At 52.8% G+C, this 25,235-nt stretch carries 23 protein-coding genes; 8 read left to right on the top strand and 15 right to left on the bottom strand.

Annotated elements, in window-relative coordinates:
- Positions 1-30: 30 nt before the first annotated feature.
- The 6 genes from sufU to JET16_RS09880 form a co-directional block, all read right to left on the bottom strand.
- Positions 31-459 carry a Fe-S cluster assembly sulfur transfer protein SufU gene (gene sufU, locus JET16_RS09905; protein ID WP_199615671.1) on the bottom strand — a complete coding sequence of 143 codons (429 nt, stop codon included), beginning with the start codon at positions 457-459 and terminating at the stop codon, positions 31-33.
- Entirely contained in the window at positions 446-1,678 is a 1,233-nt protein-coding gene (locus tag JET16_RS09900) for a cysteine desulfurase (RefSeq protein ID WP_199615670.1), read from the bottom strand. Before JET16_RS09900 ends, sufU begins: the two co-directional genes overlap by 14 nt.
- A complete protein-coding gene (sufD, locus tag JET16_RS09895) occupies positions 1,675-2,976 on the bottom strand; it encodes a Fe-S cluster assembly protein SufD (RefSeq protein WP_199615669.1) in 1,302 nt (433 codons plus the stop codon). The genes JET16_RS09900 and sufD overlap by 4 nt, the downstream gene beginning before the upstream one ends.
- 13 nt (positions 2,977-2,989) lie before the next feature.
- Positions 2,990-3,826, bottom strand: a complete 837-nt coding sequence (sufC, locus tag JET16_RS09890) for a Fe-S cluster assembly ATPase SufC (RefSeq protein ID WP_199615668.1) — start codon at positions 3,824-3,826, stop codon at positions 2,990-2,992.
- Positions 3,827-3,967: 141 nt separating this feature from the next.
- On the bottom strand, positions 3,968-4,555 hold the full coding sequence (locus JET16_RS09885; RefSeq protein ID WP_199615667.1) for a DUF1802 family protein: 588 nt from the start codon (positions 4,553-4,555) through the stop codon (positions 3,968-3,970).
- A 187-nt stretch (positions 4,556-4,742) separates the two neighbouring features.
- Positions 4,743-5,216, bottom strand: coding sequence for a Dps family protein (locus JET16_RS09880; RefSeq protein WP_199615666.1), 474 nt, complete (start codon positions 5,214-5,216; stop codon positions 4,743-4,745).
- 211 nt (positions 5,217-5,427) lie between these two features.
- On the opposite strand from JET16_RS09880, the gene mtnK reads away from it, so the two are divergent.
- Together mtnK and mtnA are read left to right on the top strand one after the other, a co-directional pair.
- Complete coding sequence (mtnK, locus tag JET16_RS09875; protein WP_199615753.1) at positions 5,428-6,648, top strand: S-methyl-5-thioribose kinase; 1,221 nt, start codon at positions 5,428-5,430, stop codon at positions 6,646-6,648.
- Positions 6,649-6,652: 4 nt separating this feature from the next.
- On the top strand, positions 6,653-7,702 hold the full coding sequence (gene mtnA, locus JET16_RS09870) for an S-methyl-5-thioribose-1-phosphate isomerase (RefSeq protein ID WP_199615665.1): 1,050 nt from the start codon (positions 6,653-6,655) through the stop codon (positions 7,700-7,702).
- A gap of 50 nt (positions 7,703-7,752) precedes the next feature.
- On the opposite strand, the gene JET16_RS09865 is transcribed toward mtnA, so the two are convergent.
- Positions 7,753-8,055, bottom strand: a complete 303-nt coding sequence (locus JET16_RS09865; RefSeq protein WP_199615752.1) for a YunC family protein — start codon at positions 8,053-8,055, stop codon at positions 7,753-7,755.
- Positions 8,056-8,258: 203 nt separating this feature from the next.
- On the opposite strand from JET16_RS09865, the gene JET16_RS09860 reads away from it, so the two are divergent.
- Positions 8,259-8,564, top strand: a complete 306-nt coding sequence (locus JET16_RS09860; protein WP_199615664.1) for a hypothetical protein — start codon at positions 8,259-8,261, stop codon at positions 8,562-8,564.
- 56 nt (positions 8,565-8,620) lie between these two features.
- Here the strand turns inward: JET16_RS09860 and JET16_RS09855 are convergent, their stop codons facing one another.
- Together JET16_RS09855 and JET16_RS09850 are read right to left on the bottom strand one after the other, a co-directional pair.
- Positions 8,621-10,510, bottom strand: a complete 1,890-nt coding sequence (locus tag JET16_RS09855) for a putative bifunctional diguanylate cyclase/phosphodiesterase (RefSeq protein WP_199615663.1) — start codon at positions 10,508-10,510, stop codon at positions 8,621-8,623.
- Positions 10,511-10,656: 146 nt separating this feature from the next.
- Entirely contained in the window at positions 10,657-11,019 is a 363-nt protein-coding gene (locus JET16_RS09850) for a DUF423 domain-containing protein (RefSeq protein WP_199615751.1), read from the bottom strand.
- A gap of 116 nt (positions 11,020-11,135) precedes the next feature.
- On the opposite strand from JET16_RS09850, the gene JET16_RS09845 reads away from it, so the two are divergent.
- From JET16_RS09845 to JET16_RS09830, 4 genes are all read left to right on the top strand, one after another.
- Entirely contained in the window at positions 11,136-11,597 is a 462-nt protein-coding gene (locus JET16_RS09845; RefSeq protein WP_199615662.1) for a hypothetical protein, read from the top strand.
- A 208-nt stretch (positions 11,598-11,805) separates the two neighbouring features.
- The gene (gene yhbH / locus JET16_RS09840) at positions 11,806-12,951 is read left to right on the top strand and encodes a sporulation protein YhbH (protein WP_199615661.1); all 1,146 of its coding nucleotides are present in this window, start codon (positions 11,806-11,808) and stop codon (positions 12,949-12,951) included.
- A 19-nt stretch (positions 12,952-12,970) separates the two neighbouring features.
- Positions 12,971-14,350 carry a SpoVR family protein gene (locus JET16_RS09835; protein WP_199615660.1) on the top strand — a complete coding sequence of 460 codons (1,380 nt, stop codon included), beginning with the start codon at positions 12,971-12,973 and terminating at the stop codon, positions 14,348-14,350.
- Between the two features lie 278 nt (positions 14,351-14,628).
- Entirely contained in the window at positions 14,629-14,799 is a 171-nt protein-coding gene (locus tag JET16_RS09830; RefSeq protein WP_199615659.1) for a hypothetical protein, read from the top strand.
- Positions 14,800-15,228: 429 nt separating this feature from the next.
- Here the strand turns inward: JET16_RS09830 and JET16_RS09825 are convergent, their stop codons facing one another.
- The 4 genes from JET16_RS09825 to JET16_RS09810 all read right to left on the bottom strand — a co-directional run bounded on the left by JET16_RS09825 (position 15,229) and on the right by JET16_RS09810 (position 22,853).
- Positions 15,229-16,863: a 2-hydroxyglutaryl-CoA dehydratase gene (locus JET16_RS09825; protein ID WP_199615658.1), complete on the bottom strand. Its 1,635-nt coding sequence runs from the start codon at positions 16,861-16,863 to the stop codon at positions 15,229-15,231.
- A gap of 26 nt (positions 16,864-16,889) precedes the next feature.
- Entirely contained in the window at positions 16,890-20,363 is a 3,474-nt protein-coding gene (locus JET16_RS09820) for a BadF/BadG/BcrA/BcrD ATPase family protein (RefSeq protein WP_199615657.1), read from the bottom strand.
- A gap of 203 nt (positions 20,364-20,566) precedes the next feature.
- Positions 20,567-22,048, bottom strand: a complete 1,482-nt coding sequence (locus tag JET16_RS09815) for an alkaline phosphatase family protein (RefSeq protein WP_199615656.1) — start codon at positions 22,046-22,048, stop codon at positions 20,567-20,569.
- A 64-nt stretch (positions 22,049-22,112) separates the two neighbouring features.
- Entirely contained in the window at positions 22,113-22,853 is a 741-nt protein-coding gene (locus JET16_RS09810) for an endonuclease/exonuclease/phosphatase family protein (RefSeq protein WP_199615655.1), read from the bottom strand.
- A 160-nt stretch (positions 22,854-23,013) separates the two neighbouring features.
- On the opposite strand from JET16_RS09810, the gene speD reads away from it, so the two are divergent.
- Positions 23,014-23,403 carry an adenosylmethionine decarboxylase gene (speD, locus tag JET16_RS09805; protein ID WP_199615654.1) on the top strand — a complete coding sequence of 130 codons (390 nt, stop codon included), beginning with the start codon at positions 23,014-23,016 and terminating at the stop codon, positions 23,401-23,403.
- 413 nt (positions 23,404-23,816) lie between these two features.
- On the opposite strand, the gene JET16_RS09800 is transcribed toward speD, so the two are convergent.
- Positions 23,817-24,539, bottom strand: coding sequence for an amino acid ABC transporter ATP-binding protein (locus JET16_RS09800; RefSeq protein ID WP_199615653.1), 723 nt, complete (start codon positions 24,537-24,539; stop codon positions 23,817-23,819).
- Entirely contained in the window at positions 24,532-25,218 is a 687-nt protein-coding gene (locus JET16_RS09795; protein ID WP_233531311.1) for an amino acid ABC transporter permease, read from the bottom strand. Before JET16_RS09795 ends, JET16_RS09800 begins: the two co-directional genes overlap by 8 nt.
- Positions 25,219-25,235 lie beyond the last annotated feature (17 nt).

The following is a 25,235-nucleotide window of genomic DNA, read 5'->3' as shown; positions in this document are numbered from 1 at the left end:
TCCTTATTTTGTACTCTATAAACCAAACCTTTACTCGTTCTTTCCGCTTTCTACGCCTTTGCGAAGCGCATTCCACGCCAGCGTCGCGCATTTGATGCGAGCGGGGAATTTATTGACGCCGCTAAGCGCTTCGATATCTTCGTATTCGTCAAACTCGACGGATTCGCCTTTCATAAGACCCGAGAACCGGTCCGCTAACTCGAGCGCTTCTGCCAGCGTCTTCCCCTTAACAGCTTCCGTCATCATCGATGCGGAGGCGATGGAGATGGAGCAGCCTTCGCCCTTGAACTTCGCATTCGCGACGACACCGTCTTGGAACTGCATCTGAAGCGAAATCCGGTCGCCGCACGTCGGATTGTTCAGGTCGACTGTAACGGTTCCGTCTTCGATGACGCCTTGGTTTCGCGGATTTTTATAGTGATCCATGATGACTCTGCGATACAGATCATCCAATTGCATGAGAGAAATACTCCTTTGCTCGTTGTAGGGATGCGACGAGCCGATCGATATCTTCCTCTGTGTTGTAGAGATAAAAGCTTGCCCGTGCGGTCGCCGTCACTTTAAGCCAGCGCATTAGCGGCTGGCAGCAATGATGGCCCGCACGCACCGCTACGCCTTCCGCATCGAGTACGGTGGCGACATCGTGAGGATGAACATCATCCAAGTTGAACGTGACGAGCGAGCTTCTGCCTTCCTTCGGGCCGTAGATCGTGACGCCCTCCATGCCGGACAACCGGTCGTAAGCGTAAGCCGCAAGCATCTTGTCATGCTTCTCGATGTCGTCGAGCCCGACTTCGTTGAGGAAATCGATAGCCGCCGACAGTCCTACCGCTCCGGCGATAATCGGCGTTCCCGCTTCGAATTTCCACGGGATCTCCTTCCAAGTCGCTTCGTATAAATCGACGTGATCGATCATTTCGCCGCCGAACTCGACAGGCTCCATCCGCTCAAGCAGCTCCCGCTTGCCATAGAGTGCCCCGATCCCGGTAGGTCCACACATCTTGTGGCCCGACAGCGTGTAGAAATCGCAATCGAGGTCCAGCATGTCAACCTTCATGTGCGGGGTGCTCTGCGCGCCGTCGATCAGCGCTTTGGCCCCGTTGCGATGCGCGATGGCGATAATCTCCTTCACCGGGTTGACGATACCGAGCACGTTGGACAAGTAGCTCAGCGCCACGATTTTCGTCCGCTGCGTGATTACTTTCTCCGCCTCGGCCAAATCGATGCTGCCGTCCTCCCGTAGAGGAATATATTTCAAGGTTGCTCCGGTCGCCTTGGCCGCTTGCTGCCACGGGATCAGGTTCGCATGATGTTCCATAGGGGTAAGAACGATTTCGTCGCCTTCCCCGCATACCGTCCGCGCGTAGCTCCAAGCAACCATATTGATAGCTGTCGTTGTCCCCCGGGTAAAGACGATTTCCGCCGGTTCCTTCGCATTGATGAAGCGGGCGAGCCTCTCTCGCGCCCCTTCATAAGCGTCGGTCGCCCGCGTCCCGAGCGTATGGACTCCCCGGTGAACGTTCGAATTGTATTCCTTATAGTAACGCTCGAGCTTTTCCAGTACGGCGAGCGGTTTTTGCGATGTGGCGGCGCTGTCCAGATACACAAGAGGATGGCCGTTCACTTGTTGATGGAGAATCGGAAACTGCCGCTTTAATTCGATGGCCGAAAGCGTCATTGTCCCAATTTCCTTTCCACTAATGTTCCGAATTGTTCGCGCAGCGCTTCAAGCGGAATCTCTTCGATGACCGGAGCCAAGAAGCCGTATATGATCAAGCGCTCCGCTTCCGCACGGGAAATGCCGCGCGACATCAAGTAATATACTTGCTCCGCGTTCACCTGCCCGACGCTTGCGGCATGGCCCGCTTTTACGTCGTCTTCGTCGATCAAGAGGATCGGATTGGCGTCGCCGCGCGCTTTCGGGCTTAGCATAAGCACCCGCTCCGTTTGCTGGCCGTTCGCCTTTGTCGCTCCGTGCTCGATTTTAGTTATCCCGTTAATTATCGCCGTAGCTTCTTCCCGCATAACCGCACGGGTGATCATGTCGCTTTCCGACGATTTGCCGAAGTGAACGGCGCGTGTCGTATAGTTGAGCTTTTGGTCTCCCTTGCCTACCGCGATCACTTTCGCATCGGAGAAGGAGCCGTTGCCCTTCAATATCGAATGCGTATCCGCCATGCCGTTGCCGTGACTTAACTCCCCGATGATCCATTCGATTTTTCCGTCGTTTTCGATGACGGCGCGGCGGTAATTGAGGTCGGTCACGTGCTGTTTGAGATCGTGCACCGTCGCCACTCTCACATGCGCCCCCGGCTTGACGAACACTTCGACGACGCCGTTATGCACGAGCGGCTGGCCGGAAGCCGATGACAAATAATTGTCAACGTACGTCACGGAGCTGTGGGATTCCGCCACGATCAGCACGTGCGGCGCGAATGTAGCCTCCGCCGATTCGGTATAGTAGATCGCTTGAACAGGCTCTTCCACAACGACGTTCTTCGGAACGTAGAGGAACAATCCTCCGTTCCATAGCGCCGCATGCAGCGCGGTCAATCGATTTTCGTCTTTCTTGACCGCCGTCATCAAATAGCTTTGAACGAGATCCGCGTGAGTGTCCGCCGCCTCTTCCAAGCTCTTCAGCACTACGCCTTGATCCTGGAGCTTCTGGGACAACCGGACGTACACGACGCCGGAATCGTGCTGAACGAGCAGGTTCGGACTCGGGTTGGCCCCGACAAGCGCCGCCAGCTCCTCCGGCAGCTGTTCCGCGCTGTTTACCGGATTGCCGGCGCGGTATTCGCCGTATCCGCTCAAATCCCAGCGGTCGATACGGGTTTTCTCCAACTTCGGCAATTCAAGCCTGGACGCCAATTGATATGCTTCCGAGCGAAATTGCGAAAGCCAAGCGGGCTCTTGTTTCCGAGCCGAGATGGAAGCAAATGTGCGTTGGTCGATTACTTGCGTTTCCGTCGTCAATCGCTCCACCCCCTTACGAAAATTTCGGTGCGGTGGTATTCATCGGCACGACGAATTCATCTTTGTCATTTCCGCCTACCGTCTCGTCTTCGATTCCGAGTTCTTCCTTCACCCAGTCGTAACCTTCCGCTTCAAGCCGTTCGGCAAGCTCCGCACCTCCGGATTTAACAATTCTTCCCTGCATCATGACATGAACGAAATCCGGCTTAATATAATTTAACAAGCGCTGATAGTGGGTGATGATCAAGAAGGTGCGCTCGGCCGAACGCATCGCGTTGACGCCAGCCGCTACGATCTTCAGGGCGTCGATGTCAAGGCCGGAATCGATTTCGTCCAGGATGACGATGCGCGGTTCAAGCATCATCATCTGCAAAATTTCATTGCGCTTCTTCTCCCCGCCGGAGAAGCCTTCATTAAGGTAGCGGTGCATGAATTGGGGATCCATATCCAGCTCTTTCATCTTGCTTTCCATCTGGCGGATAAACTTAATCAGCGAAACTTCGTTGCCTTCTCCGCGGCGCGCGTTGATCGCGCTGCGCAAGAAGTCGGCGTTCGTCACGCCCGTAATTTCGCTTGGATACTGCATCGCCAAGAACAACCCGGCCAGCGCCCGCTCGTCGACACCCATCTCAAGCACGTCCTCGCCGTCGAGCGTTACGCTTCCTCCGGTCACCTCATACTTCGGGTGTCCCATCAGCGCGGAAGCCAATGTGCTTTTGCCGGTTCCGTTCGGACCCATGATGGCGTGAATTTCGCCGCCCTTTATTTCCAAAGACAATCCTTTAAGGATTTCTTTGCCTTCGATCTCCGATCGAAGATTTTCTATTGTCAACACAGGCGCATTGCTCATTCTCATAAACCCCTTCCAGAATTCTTTTCTTCTTATAATCATTCTAAATTGATTCTCAGTGATTCTCAATACTTAATTTTATTATAATTGGAGGGTAACAATCAAGGAACCATTAACAGCGGACATTTTGGCCAAGCCGTTCTAGTTGCCGCTTTCGAATTCGCTCAGCTTCTTTTTTATGTCGGCAACCGTTCTGCTGAACGTTTCGCCGCTCATTGCGGGACGGCTGTCCGGCAAAACGGCGGGAAGCTCCAATCGAATCCACGATTTGCACCCCGTAAACGCGGCATCGTTATATACCGTTACCGGCCGCTCAAGCACATGAACGCGCAACAGCAAGCAGTGGAGGGGCTGCGTTCGTTTCCACCGCAAACGTTCTTGCGCATAATCGTCAGTCCATATATGAAAATCGTCGATCGCCTTCAACTGATTCTCATCGCGGATCGGAACGTCTTCGACGACTTCGGCCCACGCTCTGATCTCGAACGTCTGATCGTCAGGCGCCCTTCGGCGCATGACATCGGACACATAGTGCCGGTATTGCTCCTTAATCAAATGCTCCTTCTGATGCTCGTAAGCCGGAAAAAACAAGAACGAGTCGCTTTCGAGCTTGAACTCTCTCGTTTCCTCATGGATCCCGCCTTTGCGCAAAGCGATGATTTGGCGCCCGTCCGTGAACGCTTCGATCGCGGAAGCCCATTCCTTCAGGGCGATAAAGTTCGTATTCATCAATCGTTCCTCCCCGAAAAACAAGCTTTAAGAGCCTCTTACATTTCGGCGAATCTCCCATCTCGTTGTCTAGCGGCAGCCTTTGCCGCTGCATTATTTCATCTATCGGCTAAACGGCACTTTGAAGGACGTAGATGACCTGTTAAATAAAACACCTGCTTCGCGCGGAGGCAGGTGTTCTGTGCCGTTAAGATTCGTTAAAGGAAGTCAGCATCCAAACGTGCTTTTCAAGCGATGTATGGATAGCCAGCAGCATATCCGCCGTTGTTTCGTCCCCCGCGGCTTGCGCCGCTTCCATACCCTGTTTCAGTTCGCCGATCAAGGTTCGGAAGTCGGAGGCGACGGAGCTCACCATTCCCGAAGCGTTCTCGTTCCCGGACGCTTCTCTCACGGACGATTCCGCCAAATATTCCTTCATCGTGGCAAGCGGCCGTCCCCCGATCGCAAGAACGCGCTCAGCCAACTCGTCGATGTGCAGTGCGGCTTCGTTATACAATTCTTCAAACTTCAGATGCAGCGTGAAAAATTGCTGTCCTTTGACAAACCAATGAAAATTGTGAAGCTTCACATACAGGACGTTCCAATTCGCTATTTGCTTGTTTAATGCGGCAGCAACTTTATCGTTCGTTCCGATTGCCGTTCCCTCCTGAGCAATAACCATAACGTGCGCTTTCACCTTCCTTTTTCATCATACCATTATGTTGCGTCCCGCTTCAAATTTTTATGACAAAAACTTCTATCGATGCGCATTCAAGGAAGCCGGACCGCATATAGAGGAGGTTTTTCTTGTGAATGCATTATTTTCATCTGACGGAACGATGCCGTATACTATGGAGAAAATGTTTCAATATAGAAAAGGCAGGTTAAAGCTCATGGCACAGTACCATCCGTTATCGGAAGCCGAAGCGATCGAACGGGCGAGAGCGATTCCCGGGATGTTCGAACCGGGGGCGGCTCTTGTCAGCCGGGAAATCGGCGACGGCAATTTGAATCTTGTTTTTCATATCAGCGACAAACAATCCGGACGCAGCATCATTATGAAGCAGGCTCTTCCTTATGCAAAAGTTGTAGGCGAATCGTGGCCGTTGACGCTGGACCGGGCGCGCATCGAGAGCGAAGCGCTGATCATCCAAGGCCGATTGTGCCCGGGACTCGTCCCTGAAGTGTACGAATACGAGCCGGATTTGGCATTGACTGTGATGGAAGATTTAAGCGACCACGTCATTATGCGCCGGGGTTTAAGCGACGGCAATATGTATCCGCAGTTCGCTTCCGACATCGGGCAATTTTTGGCGAACACATTATTTTTCACGTCGGACTTCGGAATGAACCAGCAGGATAAGAAGGTTCAGGCCGCGCGTTTCACCAACCCGGAGCTGTGCAAAATAACGGAGGATTTAATTTTCGACCACCCGTATACCGATGCGGAAACGAACAACTTTGACGAGGCGGTCCGCGACGAAGTAAAGACGATTTGGGCGGATACTCAACTGCACGGCGAAGTCGCCCGCTTGCGCCATGGCTTCTTGACGAAGGCTCAGGCGCTCCTGCACGGAGATTTGCATACGGGCTCCATCTTTGTTACGCCTTCGTCGACGAAAGTGATCGATCCCGAATTTGCTTATTACGGCCCAATGGGCTTCGACATCGGCGCCGTGATTGCAAATCTGCTTCTGAACTACGCGGCTCAAGCCGGGAGAATGGCGGACGGTAACCGGCTCGACCAGTTCCGTTCCTATCTGTTGGACACGGTTGCCGGTGTGTGGACCGAGTTCGAAACCCGCTTCCGGCGGCTTTGGGCCGAGCATTGCGCGGACCGCATGCTTCGCGAATCCGGCTATTTGGATCTGTTTTTGCCGGAGCTGCTGAAGGACACATTCGGTTACGCCGGCTGCAAAATGGTTCGCCGCGTCATCGGACTGGCGCATGTGGCGGACATTGACGGCATTCAAGACCCGTCGCGGCGCGAACGGGCGCAGCGCACCGCTCTTGCGATCGGTAAAGCGCTCATCAAACATCATCGCTCGGCGTCTTCGATTGAAGAAATTCGGGATATCGCAAGGCGCGAAACAGCCATGAAGGAAGGCGTGTAAACAAATGAACGAAGGTTGGCTGCAGTCCGTCCGGTGGAACTCCGATCACTTGGAGCTGCTCGATCAACGGCTTTTGCCGGAGGAAGTCGTATACTTGAAATTATCGTCTTCCGTCGGCGTGTGGGAAGCGATCCGGGAGTTGAAGGTGCGGGGCGCTCCCGCAATCGGGATTGCCGCGGCATACGGTTTATATATGGGAGTGCGGGATCAGACGGGAGACGTGCCGGAGCTGCTTGACTCCATAAAGCGGCAGCGCGATTATTTGGCAACCTCGCGCCCGACGGCCGTCAATTTGTTTTGGGCGCTCGACCGTCTCGCAGCCAAAGCGCAGGAAGCCGCAGCTGCCGGCGTCTCTCCCGAGGCGTTAAAAGAAACGCTGCTGCAGGAAGCGATCCTCATCCAATCGGAAGACGAGGAGACGAACCGCCGAATCGGCGAATATGCGTTGGAATTGTTTGAGGAAGGTTACGGTGTTCTGACCCACTGCAACGCGGGCGGGTTGGCGACAGCCAAATACGGCACGGCGCTCGCGCCGCTGTATCTGGCCAAAGAACGCGGCTGGAACCTGCGCGTATTTGCGGATGAAACCCGGCCGGTGCTTCAAGGAGCCCGGTTAACCGCATTCGAGCTCATGCGCGCGGGAGTCGACGTAACGTTAATAACGGACAACATGGCCGGCATGGTGATGTCCAAAGGCTGGATCAATGCTGTGATCGTAGGTACGGACCGTGTCGCCGCGAACGGAGACGTAGCCAATAAAATCGGCACGTACGGCGTCGCCGTATTGGCTAAAGCGCACGGCATACCGTTCTATGTAGCGTGTCCGCTGTCGACCATCGATCTTGCGACGGCGACCGGCGCGGACATTCCGATAGAAGAGCGGCATGAAGGGGAAATTACCGAAGGCTTCGGCAAACGCACCGCCCCCATAGGCGTGAAGGTATACAATCCGGCGTTCGACGTTACTCCGAACGAATACGTTACAGCCATCATCACAGAGAAGGGGATCGTGCGGCCGCCGTTTCACATCAATCTGCCTAAGTTGTTTCAATAATATTTTAAGTTGGTGTAGCGGTTATGTTGAACCCGCTACACCTTTTTGTATTAAAGCATCCTTAATACAGCCTCGGAACCTTTCATCCCCGGTGTTACCCCTAGTTTTGTCGCTTCGTGCGTCACCGATTCCAAAGGCGCATCCAACAACTCCTCCAACGTCTTCACCCCTACAGCCCGGGCGGCGACGATGCCTCGGTCTTTCAATCGGTCGTTCAGCAGCGCGACATCAAGCGCTCCGCACATGATATAACCTTTATCGGTAGTCACGGCAACCAAATTTGTCTTAGGCAATTTCACTTCAATGCCGACTGCGGTGTGTCCTTGTATTTCAATCGGGACCATTCTTATCATGGCTTTGGAACCGACTCCTTTCCCGGCGATTTTGACGGTTTTCTTCATTGTATGGCGGTACGCCTTCGTCCGTGCGGAGTTTAGGACCGGCAGCATGAGCAATTTGTTCGCGACATAAACTTTCGCATTCGGGGACAGGCATCCACACAGCCGAAAAGTAGGAGAATACGCTAAATGGAGCTTACTTGAGGGAGGGATACATTTTGGAGAGAGGCGTTACGAAGCAGCAAGTCAAAAGTCTGGTAGGGAAGCATGTCATCGCACGTAAAAAGGACGGCACCCTTGTGTCGGGCAAGCTCGTCAAGATACAAGGCAATCAATTGCTGTTGCGGAGCGGGAAAGGAAAAACCGTGAAAACGAAAGCGTTGCTGCCGCTGGTGCTGTTCGACCTTGCCGCGATAGGCGCAAGCCCTTACGTCTACGGACCTTACGCGTACAGTTACGGCGGCGGATACCCGTGGTATGGATATCCGGGAACCGGTTACTACGGCGGTCCGTACTTCATCTAAAAAATTGAAGGAGCCCGACTCTGGGATTGAGCGGGCTCCTACTCATATGTACATAGTCAGACGCGGCCTGAGGCCGTTTCTTTCCAAGCCTGCAGAAGATTCCTGATCTTGTCCTCGGAAACCGGAGGACTCATCAAATATCCCTGAATCTCGTCACATGCGTACCGGCGCAAGAAACCGAGCTGTTCCTGGGTTTCGACTCCCTCTGCAATCACGGTTTGCTTCATGTGATGGGCCATCGTGATGATAGTGCGGACGATGGCGGCGTTATGCGGGTCTTCCAAAATATCGCGAACGAAGCTTCTGTCTATCTTAAGCTTGTCCACGGGAAAATTTTTCAAGTAATTCAAAGAACTATAGCCCGTTCCGAAATCATCGATGGATATCCGGATGCCCAGCCTCTTTAAACTCATTAACGCGGCTGTGGCGAATTCAACGTCCATCGTCATGCTTTCCGTTATTTCAAGCTCCAGGTATTGGGGACTGAGCGATGTTTCATCCAAGAACTCGGCGATTCTCTCGGTCAAATTCGGCTGCAAGAACTGTCTCATGGACAAGTTGACGGATACCGGAACCGCCGGAAATCCTTGATCTTGCCAAGCTTTATTTTGCCTGCACGCTTCTCGAAGAACCCACTCGCTTAATGGAACGATCAAACCCGTTTCTTCGGCAATGGGAATAAATTCGCCCGGAGAGACGACTCCGCGCTCCGGGTGGCGCCAACGAATCAATGCTTCGGTCCCGATCATTTCCCCCGTCTCGATCCGGAATTGAGGCTGATAGAGCAGGAAAAATTGTTCTTTCTGAATCGCTGTGCGCAAATCGTTCTCCAGGTTGAACTTTTTCACATACGTTTCGTTCATCTCCGGCTTGAACAGCTCGAAATGGTTTTTACCTTTCTCCTTCGCCTTGGAAAGAGCGATCCCCGCGTTCTTTAACACTTCCGTTTCGTCGAAATCGCCCGCTGTCCCGCACTCCGCGATCCCGACGCTGACGGTAATATGCAAAGTGTATTGCTGGATGGAGAAGGGCGACTCCAACTGGGCAAAAATCGCATTCGCTATGCCGGAAGGGTCGGTCTCTCCCGAATCGTCCATGTACAGCACGGCAAACTCGTCGCCCTCCATGCGTGCGGTCACGCCTTTGCCGCCGACGCTTTGATGAATTCGATCCGCCAGCTGCAAGAGCAGGACGTCTCCGAAATCTTGTCCCAAGGAACTGTTCACAAACTTGAACCTGTCAATGTTCAATAACAAAACATAGACGCTTCCGCTTCTGCGAGAGTAAAGCTGTTCGGTCAACAATTCCCGGAACAGTCTGCGGTTCGGCAAGCCCGTTAAATCGTCGTAGTATGCTAAGTGTTTGATTCGCTCTTCCGTTCTGCGTTTCGCGGTAACGTCATTATATATTGCGATGATTCCCGAAACGGACTCCCCGTCGGCCACCGGAACGCTGGTCACTTGAAGCTCCACCTTGTGACCGTCTTTATTCCGGATTACGGTATCGAACGTCAAAACTTCCCCTTTCAACGTCCGCCGGAACCGGTCGACCGTCAAGTCGAGATAATCCTCGTGAACGTAATCGGTGAACGGTTTGCCCGTGAAGTTATCGGGATTGTAGCCGGTAATCAAATAGGAAGCCGGATTCGTTCTTGCGAACGTTCCGTCGCGATTGACAACGGAAATCGCCATCGGCATGGAATCGAACAGTGAGGAGAACACTTCGTCTTTCGTTTGCAGTTGGCGCTCCATCTGCTTTTCCGCGTCGGCGCGCTCGTGAATGCGGATAATGAGTCTTCGACTCACAATTACGAAACATCCGATCGAAACCGCCAAAAACAAAATATCCGGCAAATTCCAGTCATCGGTTATTAACCAAAACGCCATTGCAGCGAAATAGATGGCCGAAACAGAGAACATTAGAGTATAGAAACGAGTATTTTTCACGGCCATCCCCCTTCCCAAGCTTGAATCAACGGTTGTGTCTGCTGCGATGGTCCGTTGCAATCGGTAAATCTATATCTAACTATGTAAGTATTTGTCGTAATTTGACGAATTCCTTCCTGCATAATGAAAATTTTGCAAAATATTTGCTATGGCTTATAAACAGAGACGCCAAGCAATGCCCATCCCGCCAAGAAAGCCGCCCCTCCGAGCGGTGTTATTGCCCCCAGCACGCCGATTTCCGTAATGCTGAGAACGTATAAACTGCCGGAAAACAACACAATCCCGAGGATGAACAGGCGACCTGCCCAGACAGCCAACCGTTTCTTGGACACGCGATCTCCCGCAAGCCCGACGATCAGCAGCGCAAGAGAGTGAGCCATATGGTATTCCGCGGCGGTTTGATACGTATCCGCGTATCGTTCTGGCAATTGCAATCCGTGTGCGCCGAACGCCCCCAACGCCACCGAGAGCAACGCGCTGAAGGCCCCTATTGTGAAAAATGTTCGCAGCATCAAAATCTTCTCCTTTCTTTTGGTGCAAACTACCCATTAGAATGATATATGATTATTCATAAAAAGGAAAACCTCAATTTCAATTACTTTCGCATCGCAAAGGAGTCTTTTATATGGAAAACGAGCACGGGTCGCACGAGATAAACAAATCAAACGAGACTCACGATAACCTCGGGAACCGTTCCGACGCCGACATTGCTTCCCCTGACAAAAAACATTCGGGCATCGGCATTGCTTCATTCATCATCTCCATCGTCTCCATCGTCGGTCTCGTGGCGTGCATGGTCGCCATAGCCGCGATGTTCGGGGGTGTTATGACCGATCCGGCAGCGTTGAATCCCGACGCGCCGCTTCCCGGCAATTTGGGGGCGATCGCAGCGGCGGGCTTCGGGATGTTCATCTTCGTCATCCTGTCTTTCGTCGGCGCGATCTTGGGAATCGTCGGGCTGTTTCAGAAGGATAGAGCCAAGCTATTCTCCATACTCGGCACCGTGTTTAACTCGCTGATCGTCGGCGTGTTTGCCGTCTTGTTCGTCATCGGGCTCATTGCCGGGTTGACAGGCGGCGCCATATAGACTCAGCGGCGCCGGAATTACCGCCTTCTTGCCTTGCCGATACTCCCGCCTCTTGCGCCGCCGAAAGGGGAGAGGCGGGAGGAGGAGGCGGCACGACATAAGGTCATAAGTTGACCGCCAACCGAATCGCTCCTATTATTTGCGTTAGTCAGCAATTCTTGCACCTCTCCCGAATATACTGTTAGTTAAAAGGAGGTGCTCCCGTTCCATGACAGAATCTTTGTTTATCGTCTCCCGTGAAGATTGGTCCCTCCATCGCAAAGGCTATCAAGATCAGACACGCCATCAAGAAAAAATCCGCGAAGCTTTGAAAAACAATCTGCCCGATCTCGTTTCCGACGAAAGCATCATTCTTTCCGACGGGCGCAAGCAAGTGCGGGTGCCGATGAAGAGCCTGGACGAATATCGCTTCCGCTACAACTATGGCAAAAGCAAACATGTAGGCCAAGGCGACGGCGATACGAAAGTAGGCGACGTGCTCGGCAGAGATCCGTCCGCCTCTGCCGACGGCAGCGGTTCAGGCAACGGAGCAGGCGATTCTCCCGGCGAGGACATATATGAAGCCGACGTCGATATCGAAGAGATGGAGAACGTGTTGTTCGAAGACTGGGAACTGCCGAATCTTCGCGAAACTCAAAAACAGGAACTCACCACCGAAAAAATCCGTTTCACCGACGTCCGGAAGAAGGGCATGATGGCCAACATCGACAAGAAGCGGACGCTGCTTGAAAATTTGCGCCGCAATACGACCCAAGGCATCGGCGGCTTCGGCAACATAACTCCCGACGACCTGCGGTTCAAGACGTGGGAAATCACGGTGAAGCCGGCTTCGAATGCGGCGATCATGGCGATGATGGACACATCCGGCTCCATGGGGGCGTTCGAGAAATACGTCGCTCGCAGCTTTTTCTTCTGGATGACCCGGTTTTTGCGCCGGAAGTATGAGCATGTGGACATCGTCTTTATCGCGCACCATACCGAAGCGAGAGAAGTTACAGAGGAAGAGTTTTTCACCAAGGGTGAGAGCGGCGGAACGATTTGTTCTTCCGCATACCAGAAGGCGCTTGATATTATCGAAAAGAGATTTCCCGTCGCGCAGTACAACATTTATCCGTTCCACTTCTCCGACGGCGACAACTTGACGAGCGACAACGACCGGTGCGTCAAGCTCATAGCCGAGCTGTTAAAGCACAGCAATATGTTCGGATACGGCGAAGTGAATCAATACAACCGCAACAGCACCCTGATGTCCGCTTATCGAAGCATGAATAATCCGGGGTTCAAATACTGCATTATCAGGGAAAAAGGAGAGGTGCATAAGGCGCTTCGAACGTTTTTTGCGAAAACCAGCTAACCGAGGTGAAGATCATCCGATGGACTCGCGTGAAATAAAGGCGTTGGAATCGGCCATTGCGGAAATAACCGATGTCGCCCGAAGCTTCGGGCTTGATTTTTATCCGATGCGCTACGAAATTTGTCCGGCCGACATTATTTACACATTCGGAGCGTACGGCATGCCGACGCGATTCAGCCATTGGAGCTTCGGCAAGACGTTTCACCGCATGAAGACGCATTACGACCTGGGATTATCGAAAATATACGAGCTTGTCATCAACTCCGATCCTTGTTACGCTTTTTTGCTTGAAGGCAACTCTCTAATCCAAAATAAACTGATCGTCGCCCACGTGCTCGCGCACTGCGATTTCTTCAAAAACAACGCCCACTTCTCCCGAACGAACCGGGACATGGTGGAACGAATGGCTTCGACCGCGGAAAGAATCCGGCAATACGAGATGGACTACGGCACGGACAATGTCGAGCGGTTCTTGGATGCGGCTTTATCCATCCAGGAGAACGTGGATCCCGGCAAGTTTCGTACGGAACGTTTCTTGATGCCGAAAGAGCAAGAACATTCGCAATCCCAGAAACGAAGGACGGCGCCTTTGTCCCCATACGACGACTTATGGCAGATGGACGCCGAAGCGGCTGCGGGCGGCGCGAACGAAACGCCGGAGAAGAGGAAGTTCCCGCCGAAGCCGGAGAAGGACTTGGTTTGGTTTATTGAGAGATACGCTCGGGACATGGAGGAGTGGCAGCGCGACATCTTGTCGGTGCTCCACGAAGAGATGCTTTACTTCTGGCCGCAAATCGAGACGAAAATCATGAACGAAGGCTGGGCTTCGTATTGGCATACCCGCATTATGCGGGAATTGGATCTTACGCCGGAAGAAACGATTGAATATTCCAAACTCAACTCGTCCGTCGTCGTGCCGTCCCGCGTTACCCTTAACCCTTACTATCTAGGATTCAAAATATTCGAAGACATCGAAAAGAGGTACGGCAGAGACCACATGTTCGAGGTTAGAGAGCTCGATAACGATGTTTCGTTTCTGCGAAACTTTCTTACCAAAGAATTGGTGGAAGACCTCGATCTGTTTGTTTTCGAACGCAAAGGCCAGGAGTGGGTGGTCACCGATAACGCATGGGAGAACGTCCGCAACCAGCTTGCCGCTTCCCGCATCAACGGAGGCATTCCGGTCATCTACGTCCAAGACGGAGATTATTTGCGCAACGGCGAATTGTACTTGAAGCATGCGTACGAAGGCGTCGAGCTTGATATGAAGCATCTCGAGCGGACGCTTCCCAACGTGTTCGAGCTCTGGCAGCGCACGGTTCATATGGAGACGGTCGTCGAAGGCAAAAGCATCGTGTTCACGTACGACGGCAAGAAGCATCACCGGCGGTTTTTATAAATAAACATTTGGCGGAAGGTTTTCTTGAAAGTTTAGAATTGCTGATAATTCGTGAAAACTTGTACGCTAAGCTAGTTACGGGTGTGGGAAGTGTCTCCGCATTACCCCGCACCCGTATATATCGTAGAACGGATAACCCCGCTGCGCGGCTGTAACTGTAACGAATATCCACCAATGTAAGGATAAGGGAAATAGATTGAATTTTCTGATTATTTGATGCGGATGATGGACATGCTATGGTAGTAACCTCAAAATACCACAACTGAAAGGAGACACACATGGAGTCTAACATGAGCATTTTGGATGTTCTTGAGGAGATCAGAAAATTGCGACAAGGCGGGGATGCGCTTAACAAGAAGAAAATAAAGCAGACACATCCTCAACTGTTAAAAAATGCGTTGTATTATTTTCCGAGTTGGGAACATGCAATCCAAAGCTCAGAGGCGTGAGAAGAGAACCGAGAACCAGCTTGCAGCGGTGAACGAGCCGAGGCGGTACATAGCCTTACAGATTTCAAGACGGAGTACGTGCCGCAACGGTGCGGCGCTCCGTTTTTTTCGTTAATAAATATAAATAAGTGCGATCCTTTTTTAACATTAAATATTGAACTTGTTAATATAAAGCAGGCTAGCGGTACAAATTGTGAACGGATATAAACTTGTTCGAACTACGTTCAAAGAAACCACCGCAATCAAAACTTATACTTTATGAGGTCAATTTTTTACCCTATTCCTACGTATAGGGTCAAAAATTGACCTTATTGCCATTCCGGAGGTGCATCACGGACTTGCATTCATTGTAGGAAGGTAATTGTCCCGCGAAGAAATGGCGACCCCACGGGTCGCCATTTGCGTTAAATCATTTGCATTGAATAAGAGTTATATCCCCTGAAGCTCCTGTTTGTTCCGGCGGAACGAAAGCTTGTTGAACAACCCCCGTGCGCCGTATACGAAGTTTGCCGCAGTGCACGCAACGACATGGCGGCTCGTCCGCAGCGGATGAGCAAATTTCGAACGCACCGACATTCTCTGCAGATGGTCCGCCGTTAACCCTTTTTTCCGCAAAGCCTCTTCAAATTCTTTCTGTGCAGCCTGCTTCGCTTTGAACAGCATCATCTGCACTCTGCTGTATACGTTAATCGCGCCGTCTCCCGTCGTTTCGATGGGCAGGAAGATGGCGTCCGGGTATTTCTCGGTGATCAGCGACTGCACTCCGTCCGACACGCCGGAAGACGGCATGCAGCCGAACGGCTTGACGGAGATCGTCATGTTGACTTTCCGTTTCTTCACGTTTAAGATGAGCTTCCCGACTTCCATGTGGCCTTCCCCGCCGCGAAGATGGTTGTTATAGTGCTGATGGGCTACGCGCGCAATTTCCTCCATGTCAGGCAAGTGATACCCTCGCAGGCCGATGGCTCTCGCGTATGTTTGGAACATGAGGCGAACGACGCGGTCGGCCGCCCACAGCATGCGCAGGCGCATGTGCGGATTTTTCCCTTGCAAGCCGTGTTTGCCGGAATCCGCTTCGCGAAGGTTCATGCGCCTCATCGTATCGTAGCGTCCCGACCAGATGAGGAACAAAATCCACGCCGTAACGGACTGCACTTCCACTTCCGCCCCTTCGTTTTCCAAAAACCGCTGCAGCTCGTAGTTGCCGTCTCCCTCGGTCGTCATCGCCCAAAACTCGCCGATAATACTCACTTTCGGTTTCACGCGCAGCCGGTCAACCTTAACGGCCAGCAGTTCTTTACGGCATTTGAGCAGCGCAGGCAACAAGAGCTTATTGCCGCTGAACGCGTCGTACAAATACTTCTTGCAGCGCTCAAGGGCGGCGTCCGTCGAACCGGCTTCCACTTCATATGGACGGATGCGGTAAGCCAACGCGTTCAATATGTCGCCGATCAGAACGGCTTTCAAGAAGCTCAAGAAGAACGACGTATCCAGCTTCAATGCCGATTCCCCGCCGGTCGCCTGCTTCAAGCCGTCCGTCTGCTGGAACAGCAGAACGCGAAACCCGTCAAAGCCCGCGTCGCGAAGCGCCTTCCGGTACTCCGTAACGTACGTGCCGAAGCGGCACGGACCGCAGGATCCGCTCGTAATGAAGAGATAGCTGCCGACAATCTCTTCTTTAGACTTGCCTTCGACGTCGCGGAGATGCGTCAAATATTTGATCAGATTGCCGACGGTGAAATATGTCGGGTTGCACTGCCCGCGGTTGCCGAACTCTTTGCCGTAGCGCAGCGAATCGTTGTCCGGGCAGTCCATATGCTTCACGCGGTAGCCGAGACCATGCAGCGCGCCTTCGACCAAGTAGTCGTGAGCCATCGTGAGACCGCCGAATAGAATGGTGGTCGACGCTTTGTCTTTGGCCAAAAACTGTCGTGGCACGGCGTCAAACCATTGATTTTTCTGATTCAATCCTAAAGCTTTCTCCTGTTCCTCTTGAAACAACTTCAGTTTTTCCTCAATGCCAATGACGACATCATCATCGATATCTCGTTTGTCAAGAGCCATCGTTCGCTTCCTCCTTATTTATGGTTTTAAATAATCCCGGCTTGCTCGTCCCGCTGCGTTGCGAGCAGTTCGGCGCGTTTTTGCTCGATGAGCTGCTGAAGCTCCGCCTTCTTCCGGGCCAAATCCTGCAGCCGCTCTTCATGCAGCCCGAGACTGTGGGCATACGTCTTGACGCGGATTTTTATCGAGCCGGTCGGCTTGTTCGCGTCGATGTCGTGCAGCGCGGAGAACGGCGTGCCCGCCGCCGTTATGATCGAGTCGATCAATCCGTACGTCGGAGCGTCGTGTCCGCATTTGAAGCTCGACAAATCCAGCACCGCCACGTTGGGGTGACGCGCGGCGAACTTGGCGGCCCATACCTTCTGCACGCTGTTCGAGCTGAAGTTTTCGGGCCATACGTCGCTAACTTCCAATGCGTATTCCACTCTTCCGCTCTTCAGGTCGTCGCTGAAAAACCGTCTCAGCCACGCTTCATCCTTGGGGATGGAGCGCATGGACAATATCGGGTACCCCAGCACCTGAAATTCTTCCAAAACGCCGTGATTCAGACCGGGATCGGAGTGATACGGGCGTCCGATCATCAAGATGGCGAGACGGTTCTCGGTTTCCATCTGCTCCAAGATTGTCCGGCCCTTCTCCTGCATCTCGGCGTCGAACAGATCCATCGCCTTCCATGCTTCATCGACGGCAAAGTCGCTTTCGTCTTCCGTAATTTGAAGATGATCGGCAAACGCCTCGAACAGCTGTTTCTTCATCATGTTCGGCTCCGTGAAGGTGACCGCCGGATCCAAATAGGTGATCCCTCTGTTCTCGAAGAAGTTCACTTCTTTCGTAAAAGCCGCCTTGATCACGTTCGGTGCGCCGGCCACGATCGGGCAGCTGGTGGAATCCATCACGTTGTGCAAGTGAGTCGGGATATGGGTAATGCACGGGAAAAAGATGTAATCGAGCGGCATTTTGTCATGATGCTTAAACAATAGATTGTGAACGTGCGCTTGAGCCACCTTGGACGGATAGCAAGGATCGATGGAGCCGTATTTGCCGCCCTCCTGCCACATTTCCTCGCTTGTATAGTCGCTGAACACTATGTTTTTCTGCCCTATGCCGAGCGTCTCGAAATACGTCCTCCAGAAGGGAGCGGTCGACCAAATGTTCAGCACTTTAGGAATTCCGACGCGAATGCGCTGCCGCCGCTCCACAGCATCGGCGGACGAACGTTGAAACTGCCGCCGGAATGCGACGCTGCGCGTCCCGCCTACACCGAACAAGCCCCTTTTCAATTGTTTGTCCGTGACGGCCGTCTCCGGTTCGGGCAGCGGTTCCGGATCGTAGAAATGCTGAAACATCCGGCGAGCCTCATAATCGACCAGATTGGGGTAATGCTTTTTCAGCTCCTGCCGCTCCCTCGTCAATTTGACGACGGCTTCTTTATCTTCGACCGTCCCTTTCTCGCAGGAAAAGCCGGAAATGTAACGCGCGGTATTCCCGTCCGGCGTTTCGGAGTCGATAAAGGTGCGGCTGCAGTTGTTGGGACAAAAATTGCAGCGCGTCGATTCGTCGTTTCTGGACACATAGCGCAGCCCGATCGCGGAATCGAGACCTAAGAACGTGGAATATCCCCGGCGCTTCACGACACGCAGCGTCTCCATCGCGGCGCCGATCGCTCCCGCTTCTCCCGGGTGCGGATGCACATACACTTCCGCGTCGGGAACACGCTGCTTGATGTAATCGACCTGCGCTTTGACGGCAGCCAAATTATACTGGGTTCCTCCCTGGAGCACGAACTTTCTTCCCAGCTCGGACATGCGCGGAATTTGCACGACATACTGCCATACGTTCTTCGGCAGGACAAGAGCAAGACCGGCCAAGAGCTCTTCTTTCGAATAACCTTCCTTCTGGAAGTTCACCCGGTCCGCATCCAAAAACACTGCGCATCCGTATGAAAATTTCGGACTGAGATCCGCGCTGAAGGCCGTATCCGCATATTCCTGAATCGGAATGCCGAATTGGTCCGCCATCGCTTGCAGCAGCATTCCGTTGCCGGCCGAGCATTGATTGGACAGCTTAAAGTTGCGGATATCCCCGTTCTTCATGAACAGCACTTTAATATCTTGGCCGCCGATATCGCAGATGACATCGATATCGCCGAATTGATGTACGGCGCTCATCATATGGGCGACGGTCTCCACAATGTTGACATCCGCCTTCAACGTCTTCTCGAGAACGTCCGCCGCATAACCGGTGGCGCCGAAACCCATGATTTCCAGCTCCGCGCCTTGCTGACGCACCTTATCTTGAATCCGCATTAACATCTCTTTCGTATCTTCCAGAGGGTTGCCTTTTGATAACTGATATTCTTTAAGAAGGATCGTTCCATCTTCATCGACTAATACCGCTTTCGACGATGTGGATCCCCCGTCCAGACCGATGGCCGCTCTAATTTTCTGACCTTCATGGAACGTTGCCGGCGTAAAGCGCGGAATGCTGTATTGCCGGCGGAAATCGTCCAATTCCGTCACATTGCTTGTCAGTGCGGGGCCCGCATTTTCTCCGAGCTTCGCTTTCCGGCCGTGCGCAATAAATTCTTTGAGGGCTTCCAGTCCCGTGTACACTCCTACTCCAGCCGGTTCGTGCATTCCGTAAAGCACGGCGCCGTAGGCCGCATAATACTGCGAATTTTCCGGAACGAAAATCAATTCCTCAATCGGCACGTCTTTCGGATACTCATATCCCCGGTCCGCCCAAGTTTGGGGAATACGCAGCCGCCAGCATTCCTGAAGGAAGGGCAGATACGTGTTCGGACCGCCAAGCAGCAAAACGCGATGGCGCAGCGTGTTTCCGCGCGTCAGAACGGAGAGATTTTGCATTACGATCGCGTCCGCAAGGGAACACATAATTTCCGGGGAGGGAATTCCGCTCTTTACGAGATTCACGATATCCGTTTCCGCAAACACGCCGCACTTGGCCGCTACGTGATGGAGCTTGCTGTCGTCAAAATGCAGCTTCCCGACCTCTTCCATCGGCATGCCGACTTTGATCATGCACTTGTCGATGGTGGCGCCGGTGCCGGATGCGCATTTATCATTCATCGAGGTGATTGCTTGCTTGTTGCCGGTCTCCTCGTTCTCTTTAAAAATGATGATTTTCGCGTCCTGTCCGCCAAGCTCGATCACGCTTCCCACATCGGGGTGCAGGTTTTCGACCGCCATCGAAACCGCATTCACTTCTTGGACGAACTTCGCGCCGATCTGCGGAGCGATCGGACCGCTGCCGGAGCCGGTCACAAAGACGCGGATATTTTCCTGCTTGACGTCGGGAAACTCGTTGCCGATCGTTATCAGAAATTCCAACACTTTCTCCGGCTGTTTCGTGTGGTGCCGTTGATAGTCCGACCAAAGAATTTGACTGCTTTCCGGGTCCACAACGGTGGCTTTCACGGTTGTCGAGCCTACGTCAATGCCGATAACCAGGGACTGTAACCCTTGTTTCTGGAATTCCATAACATTGCTCCCTTATTCCAATTGAAGTTCATGTTCATTTTGTGAATAATGGAAGAAATCTATGCATGAATTGTGAGAATTGTCACACACCACCGGTCACGAATAAGAAAAACTTCTATCGAAGCAACTCAGGAAGCGGGTTCGTCATTTAGCGGAAGTTTTTCTTGCGATTCTAGAATTTCCTTTCACTTCGTGAAAACTTGTTAAATTCTAGAATCTTCGAATAATTCGACGACAAAATGCTTCATATCGACCAAACGAGGCGGTTCATTGACAGGATGGTCGGTACCGGCCACGATGAGCGGAACGAGCGAATCGTACTTGTGAAGCGAACCGTGGCTCCCCCCGTTCAAGTGTGTCGGATAAAATTTGCTTTTCAGCTCATACCGCGGCCGGGTCGTCGTCACGATGACGGGAATGTTTTGTGAATACAGCGCGCCGTACAGCCTGGATAGAACGTCCGGATAATCGCCGTACTCCACACGCTCCTCCCCTTCCGTCAAATCCAGCACCTTCCATTCCCCGGAGATATTCCAATTTCTGCCGTACACATCCGAAACGCGACCGCCCGGCTCGAAATACATTTCCCTCGCCGATCCGCCCTCTTTCACCCGAACCCCTTTCCCGTCCTTCCAGGCAATGATGTCGAGCCGCGATTCCGCTACGAGGTGCCGTATGAGTTCCTGCTCTATGTCCGGTTTCAACGGATATATATACGCCATGCGTTCATTGTTCGCGACCGCCAGCTCTTGATCCCGCACCGGTTCCCCAAGCTGGAGTACGCGGAACGATTGCAGCAGCAAATCAAGATCGATGTTGTACTCCTTCCCGCTGCCGATTCGGGTTTGCCCATGGTCGCTGATAATGATGAACACGCATTGATCGATCGCGTCGTCCCACGTTCCGAACTCATTCAACAAATCCTGGATTTGCCGGTCGACTTTAATCAACGACCCTTCCCCATGAGCGGGATTTCGTATGTGTACCGTATGATCGTTGTCCGGCAAGTATACGAGCATAAAATCCGGCTGATCGCCGGATCGGACGAGCGCCTTAGCCGCGTGGACGGCGTAACTGTCGTTAACTCCCAAGTTGCGCCTGAATTTCGAATAACGCCGGGGGATATTGCCTTCCGATATGTGCTCCGATCCGGATTCGACCAATTTCCCCAACGTCAACACTTCGGGACCGGAAACGTCGCCGCGAAGCCGAAATCCGGTCGCAAGATCGACCGGAAACGGCAGCTTGACGGGATGCTTGTTTACACTGCGGTGAATCATCGCGTTGATGGCAGCCGACGTTTTCCCCCGGGCGGCGAGTTCCTCAAAGATCGTCGTTACTTGTTTGCTCAAGTGCTTCTCGTTCAAATTGTACAGAGCATTGCGGATGCAATTGTGGAATCCCAGCTGCTTGGCGCACCAGAAGCCATTTATGTAATTGACGATTTCTTTGCGCTCAGGGTCATACCATATTAAACCCGGCACCTTGTGTGCGTCCGGATATTCCCCCGTCAGCAGCGAGCTGTCGACCGACGCCGTCATTGTGGGAAACACCGTCACGCAGTTCGGCCAATACCTGCCCCGGTCTATTAGAAACTGCAAGGCGGGAACCGTTTTGTGCCGGAGGGCGTCGTCCAAAATATCGGGCATAAGCGAATCTACAAGCAGCATGATGACCTTTTTCATAAATATCGATCCCTCATTGGAATTTGGTTTACATAAAGTATGTCTCCAAGCCGCAGAAATGCATTCAAGCCTGCGGGCCTCTTACCGTTAACGCCGCTTTGACGGGCATATGGTCCGACGCTTTGCCGGCGTAATGAAAAACTTCGACCGATTCGATTCGAAAATGTTCGCTGACAAAAATATAGTCCAATTGTACTCTCGGCATGTGCGAAGGGAACGTGCGGCAGGGAGCGTCTAATGCGGCATGGCATACATCGACGAACGGACCGGACATCATCCTCCACATCCGCGTTCCCGGGCGCATGTTGCAGTCTCCCATAAGAACGGCCGGAAGATCGGTTTGTTTCCGCTTTTCCAATACGTACTCGACTTGCTTGATCCGTTTCCACGGACTGATGCTTAGATGGGTGACATACACTTTCAGGCGCTGCTCCGGCAACTGCACGTCGGCTTCGAGTAGCGCCCTGCCTTCAAATATCCCTCTGTTCGTCGGGAACGGATGATTCGAGTGAGTTACAATCGGGTAACGGGACAATAAAGCATTGCCGTATTGCCTGAGAAAAGCGTTATTTTTAGACTGTAATGAAACGGACGCCCCGAATGCGTAATCCATGTTCAATCGCTCCGACAGCCATAACGGTTGATCCAAGTAGCCGCTTCTTCTGGAGAAGGAGTTGTCCACTTCATTGAGTCCGATCAAATCCGCCTTGCTTTCTTGAATCACCTGTTCAATGCGGTCCAAATTCAATTTGCGGTCCGCTCCTCTTCCGTGGTGAATATTGAATGTCAGCATCTTGATTTGCAAATCAGACGACCTCCGCAATGAAGCGTTGCTATTTCTGTAGTATGACCAAAGGGGTGACGATCATGTGGATATGCCGAGGCTGGGTTTGTAACGATGAATAGCTTTCCGCGGGTTAAACCAAAATAAATGCAACCAATCTGACCCTTCGGGAGGGACTGTTATGGAGACGCAGGGCAGGCATTTGATCGTGGAATTGTGGGGGTGTCCTCCTGAACGGTTGTCTCTTCGGGAACCGGTGGAAAAAATAATGGTCGAGGCGGCGCTTGAATCAGGCGGCGATATTCGGGAAGTATCGTTCCATCAATTCGAACCTTTCGGTGTAAGCGGAGTCGTTGTCATTTCGGAGTCTCACTTGTCGATACACACGTTCCCCGAACACGGGTATGCGAGCCTGGACGTGTACACTTGCGGGGGACTGAATCCGCATACGGCGATGGAGAGCGTTCGCAGGGCGCTTGGCGGCGAACGCTACGAATGCTTGGAGGTTATCCGGGGGGAGCGGCAGCTGCGGATCGAAGCGCCGCAGCCGGTGCCGGTGATGGTGTTGTAGAGCGCTTGCCATGCCATCGCTTGGAATTTCGCCACGCAGTCGTCGCCGTACGCAGAGGTAACTTAGCCGCTGAGATCTGTCCAACCGCACTTTTGCACAGGATCCGGCGAATGCTGTGGTACTTTTTACCGCTGCATTTCAACGAAGATTCGAACTCGACACCTAGTGGCAAATTTTACCTCTGCATTCAATTCATCTCGGGGCTCGGCACTTTGTGTTAAACGCAATAAATGCGGAGTATGCATACCCCGCATTATAACCACACTCTAATCTATCCAATCAGCCGAGAGGACTCCCACTTCTATAAGTGGTGAGATGAATCAGCTCTTCTTGATCTACCTGAAAATGAGGTGTTGATGACTAGAAACCCCCACTTCAACTGGAGCATGAGCGAAAGTAAGTGGTGGTAGTATTCATAACACTTTACTAAGAAACTCTTTCGTCCGGGGATGCTCCGGAGAGGCGAACAACTGGGACGGGGGAGCCTCCTCCACAATTTTGCCGCCGTCCATAAACAACACGCGATCGCCCACTTCACGCGCGAATCCCATCTCGTGCGTGACGACGACCATCGTCATGCCGTCCTTCGCCAGCTTCTTCATCACATCGAGCACCTCTCCCACCATCTCGGGATCAAGCGCCGACGTCGGCTCGTCGAACAGCATCACCGCCGGCTGCATCGCAAGCGCGCGCGCAATCGCGATGCGCTGCTTTTGGCCACCGGACAATTGCGACGGATAAGCGTTCGCTTTGTCTTCGAGTCCGATGCGGCGAAGAAGTTCCAGAGCAATGTTTTCCGCTTCGTCGCGGGAAAGTCCCTTCAGCTTCATCGGGGCGATCGTAATGTTATCCATTACCTTCAGATGCGGGAACAGGTTGAACTGCTGGAACACCATCCCCATCCGCTGTCGGAGTTGATTGATGTCGGTTTTCTTCGAGGTCAGACGGACGCCGTCGAACTCGATCTCCCCGGAGGTCGGCGTCTCCAACAAGTTCAAGCAGCGCAGGAACGTGCTTTTGCCGGAGCCGCTCGGCCCGATGACGACGACGACTTCGCCTTTCGCTATTTCGGCGTGAATTCCGGTCAATACCGTATTTTTGCCGAAACGCTTGTGCAAATCGTTCACTTTAATCACTCGCGCGCATCCTCCTTTCAAGCAGTCCTACGAGCTTGGATAACGTAAAGACGATGACAAAGTAGAATACCATTACAATCAGGTACGGTTCCAACCCCCGGAACGTAATGCTGCGAACGATGCCCGCGGCGTACATGAGGTCGGCCACGCCGACGATGGAGACGACCGCCGTTTCCTTCGTTACGACGACGACTTCGTTCCCAAGTGCGGGGATGATATTCTTCACGGCCTGAGGGATAATGATATGTCTCATGGCCATTCGCTGGGGCATGCCTAGCGACCTAGCCGCCTCCATCTGCCCTTTGTCGACGGATTGGATGCCCGCCCGCATAATTTCAGCGACATAAGCCGAAGAGTTGATCCCGAGAGCAATCGCGCCGTAAAACAGCTGCGAAGGCAGCGCGCCGATATCGGGGATTTTCGGGAGCAGCGGAGCCAACCCAAAGTAGAAGAAAGAAACTTGAACGATCGCCGGCGTCGACCGGATGAAGTCGATATAAGCGCTGGCCGCGAACCTCAACGCTCGAAACCGCGATAACCGCACCAACGCCACCAGCAGTCCGAGAACCACGCCTAAAATAATAGCAACAACCGCTATCATGAGCGTAATTTTGATCGCGTCGTAATAAAACTGGTGGTAATCACGAAATATTTGCACGATCCATTGCCAAGTGGACAAAGCGCTCCTCACCTCCG

It is taken from the genome of Paenibacillus alkalitolerans, from assembly GCF_016482785.1.
GTDB classification, from domain to species: domain Bacteria; phylum Bacillota; class Bacilli; order Paenibacillales; family YIM-B00363; genus Paenibacillus_AE; species Paenibacillus_AE alkalitolerans.
This window is presented reverse-complemented; position numbering and strand designations above follow the sequence as displayed.

Excerpts from the sequence above, each read along its gene's own strand:
- sufU (WP_199615671.1), bottom strand. The coding sequence starts at position 459 with ATGCAATTGGATGATCTGTATCGCAGAGTCATCATGGATCACTATAAA.
- JET16_RS09900 (WP_199615670.1), bottom strand. The coding sequence starts at position 1,678 with ATGACGCTTTCGGCCATCGAATTAAAGCGGCAGTTTCCGATTCTCCAT.
- sufC (WP_199615668.1), bottom strand. The coding sequence starts at position 3,826 with ATGAGCAATGCGCCTGTGTTGACAATAGAAAATCTTCGATCGGAGATC.
- JET16_RS09885 (WP_199615667.1), bottom strand. The coding sequence starts at position 4,555 with ATGAATACGAACTTTATCGCCCTGAAGGAATGGGCTTCCGCGATCGAA.
- JET16_RS09880 (WP_199615666.1), bottom strand. The coding sequence starts at position 5,216 with ATGGTTATTGCTCAGGAGGGAACGGCAATCGGAACGAACGATAAAGTT.
- mtnK (WP_199615753.1), top strand. The coding sequence starts at position 5,428 with ATGGCACAGTACCATCCGTTATCGGAAGCCGAAGCGATCGAACGGGCG.
- mtnA (WP_199615665.1), top strand. The coding sequence starts at position 6,653 with ATGAACGAAGGTTGGCTGCAGTCCGTCCGGTGGAACTCCGATCACTTG.
- JET16_RS09865 (WP_199615752.1), bottom strand. The coding sequence starts at position 8,055 with ATGATAAGAATGGTCCCGATTGAAATACAAGGACACACCGCAGTCGGC.
- JET16_RS09845 (WP_199615662.1), top strand. The coding sequence starts at position 11,136 with ATGGAAAACGAGCACGGGTCGCACGAGATAAACAAATCAAACGAGACT.
- yhbH (WP_199615661.1), top strand. The coding sequence starts at position 11,806 with ATGACAGAATCTTTGTTTATCGTCTCCCGTGAAGATTGGTCCCTCCAT.
- JET16_RS09835 (WP_199615660.1), top strand. The coding sequence starts at position 12,971 with ATGGACTCGCGTGAAATAAAGGCGTTGGAATCGGCCATTGCGGAAATA.
- JET16_RS09830 (WP_199615659.1), top strand. The coding sequence starts at position 14,629 with ATGGAGTCTAACATGAGCATTTTGGATGTTCTTGAGGAGATCAGAAAA.
- JET16_RS09825 (WP_199615658.1), bottom strand. The coding sequence starts at position 16,863 with ATGGCTCTTGACAAACGAGATATCGATGATGATGTCGTCATTGGCATT.
- JET16_RS09820 (WP_199615657.1), bottom strand. The coding sequence starts at position 20,363 with ATGGAATTCCAGAAACAAGGGTTACAGTCCCTGGTTATCGGCATTGAC.
- JET16_RS09815 (WP_199615656.1), bottom strand. The coding sequence starts at position 22,048 with ATGAAAAAGGTCATCATGCTGCTTGTAGATTCGCTTATGCCCGATATT.
- speD (WP_199615654.1), top strand. The coding sequence starts at position 23,014 with ATGGAGACGCAGGGCAGGCATTTGATCGTGGAATTGTGGGGGTGTCCT.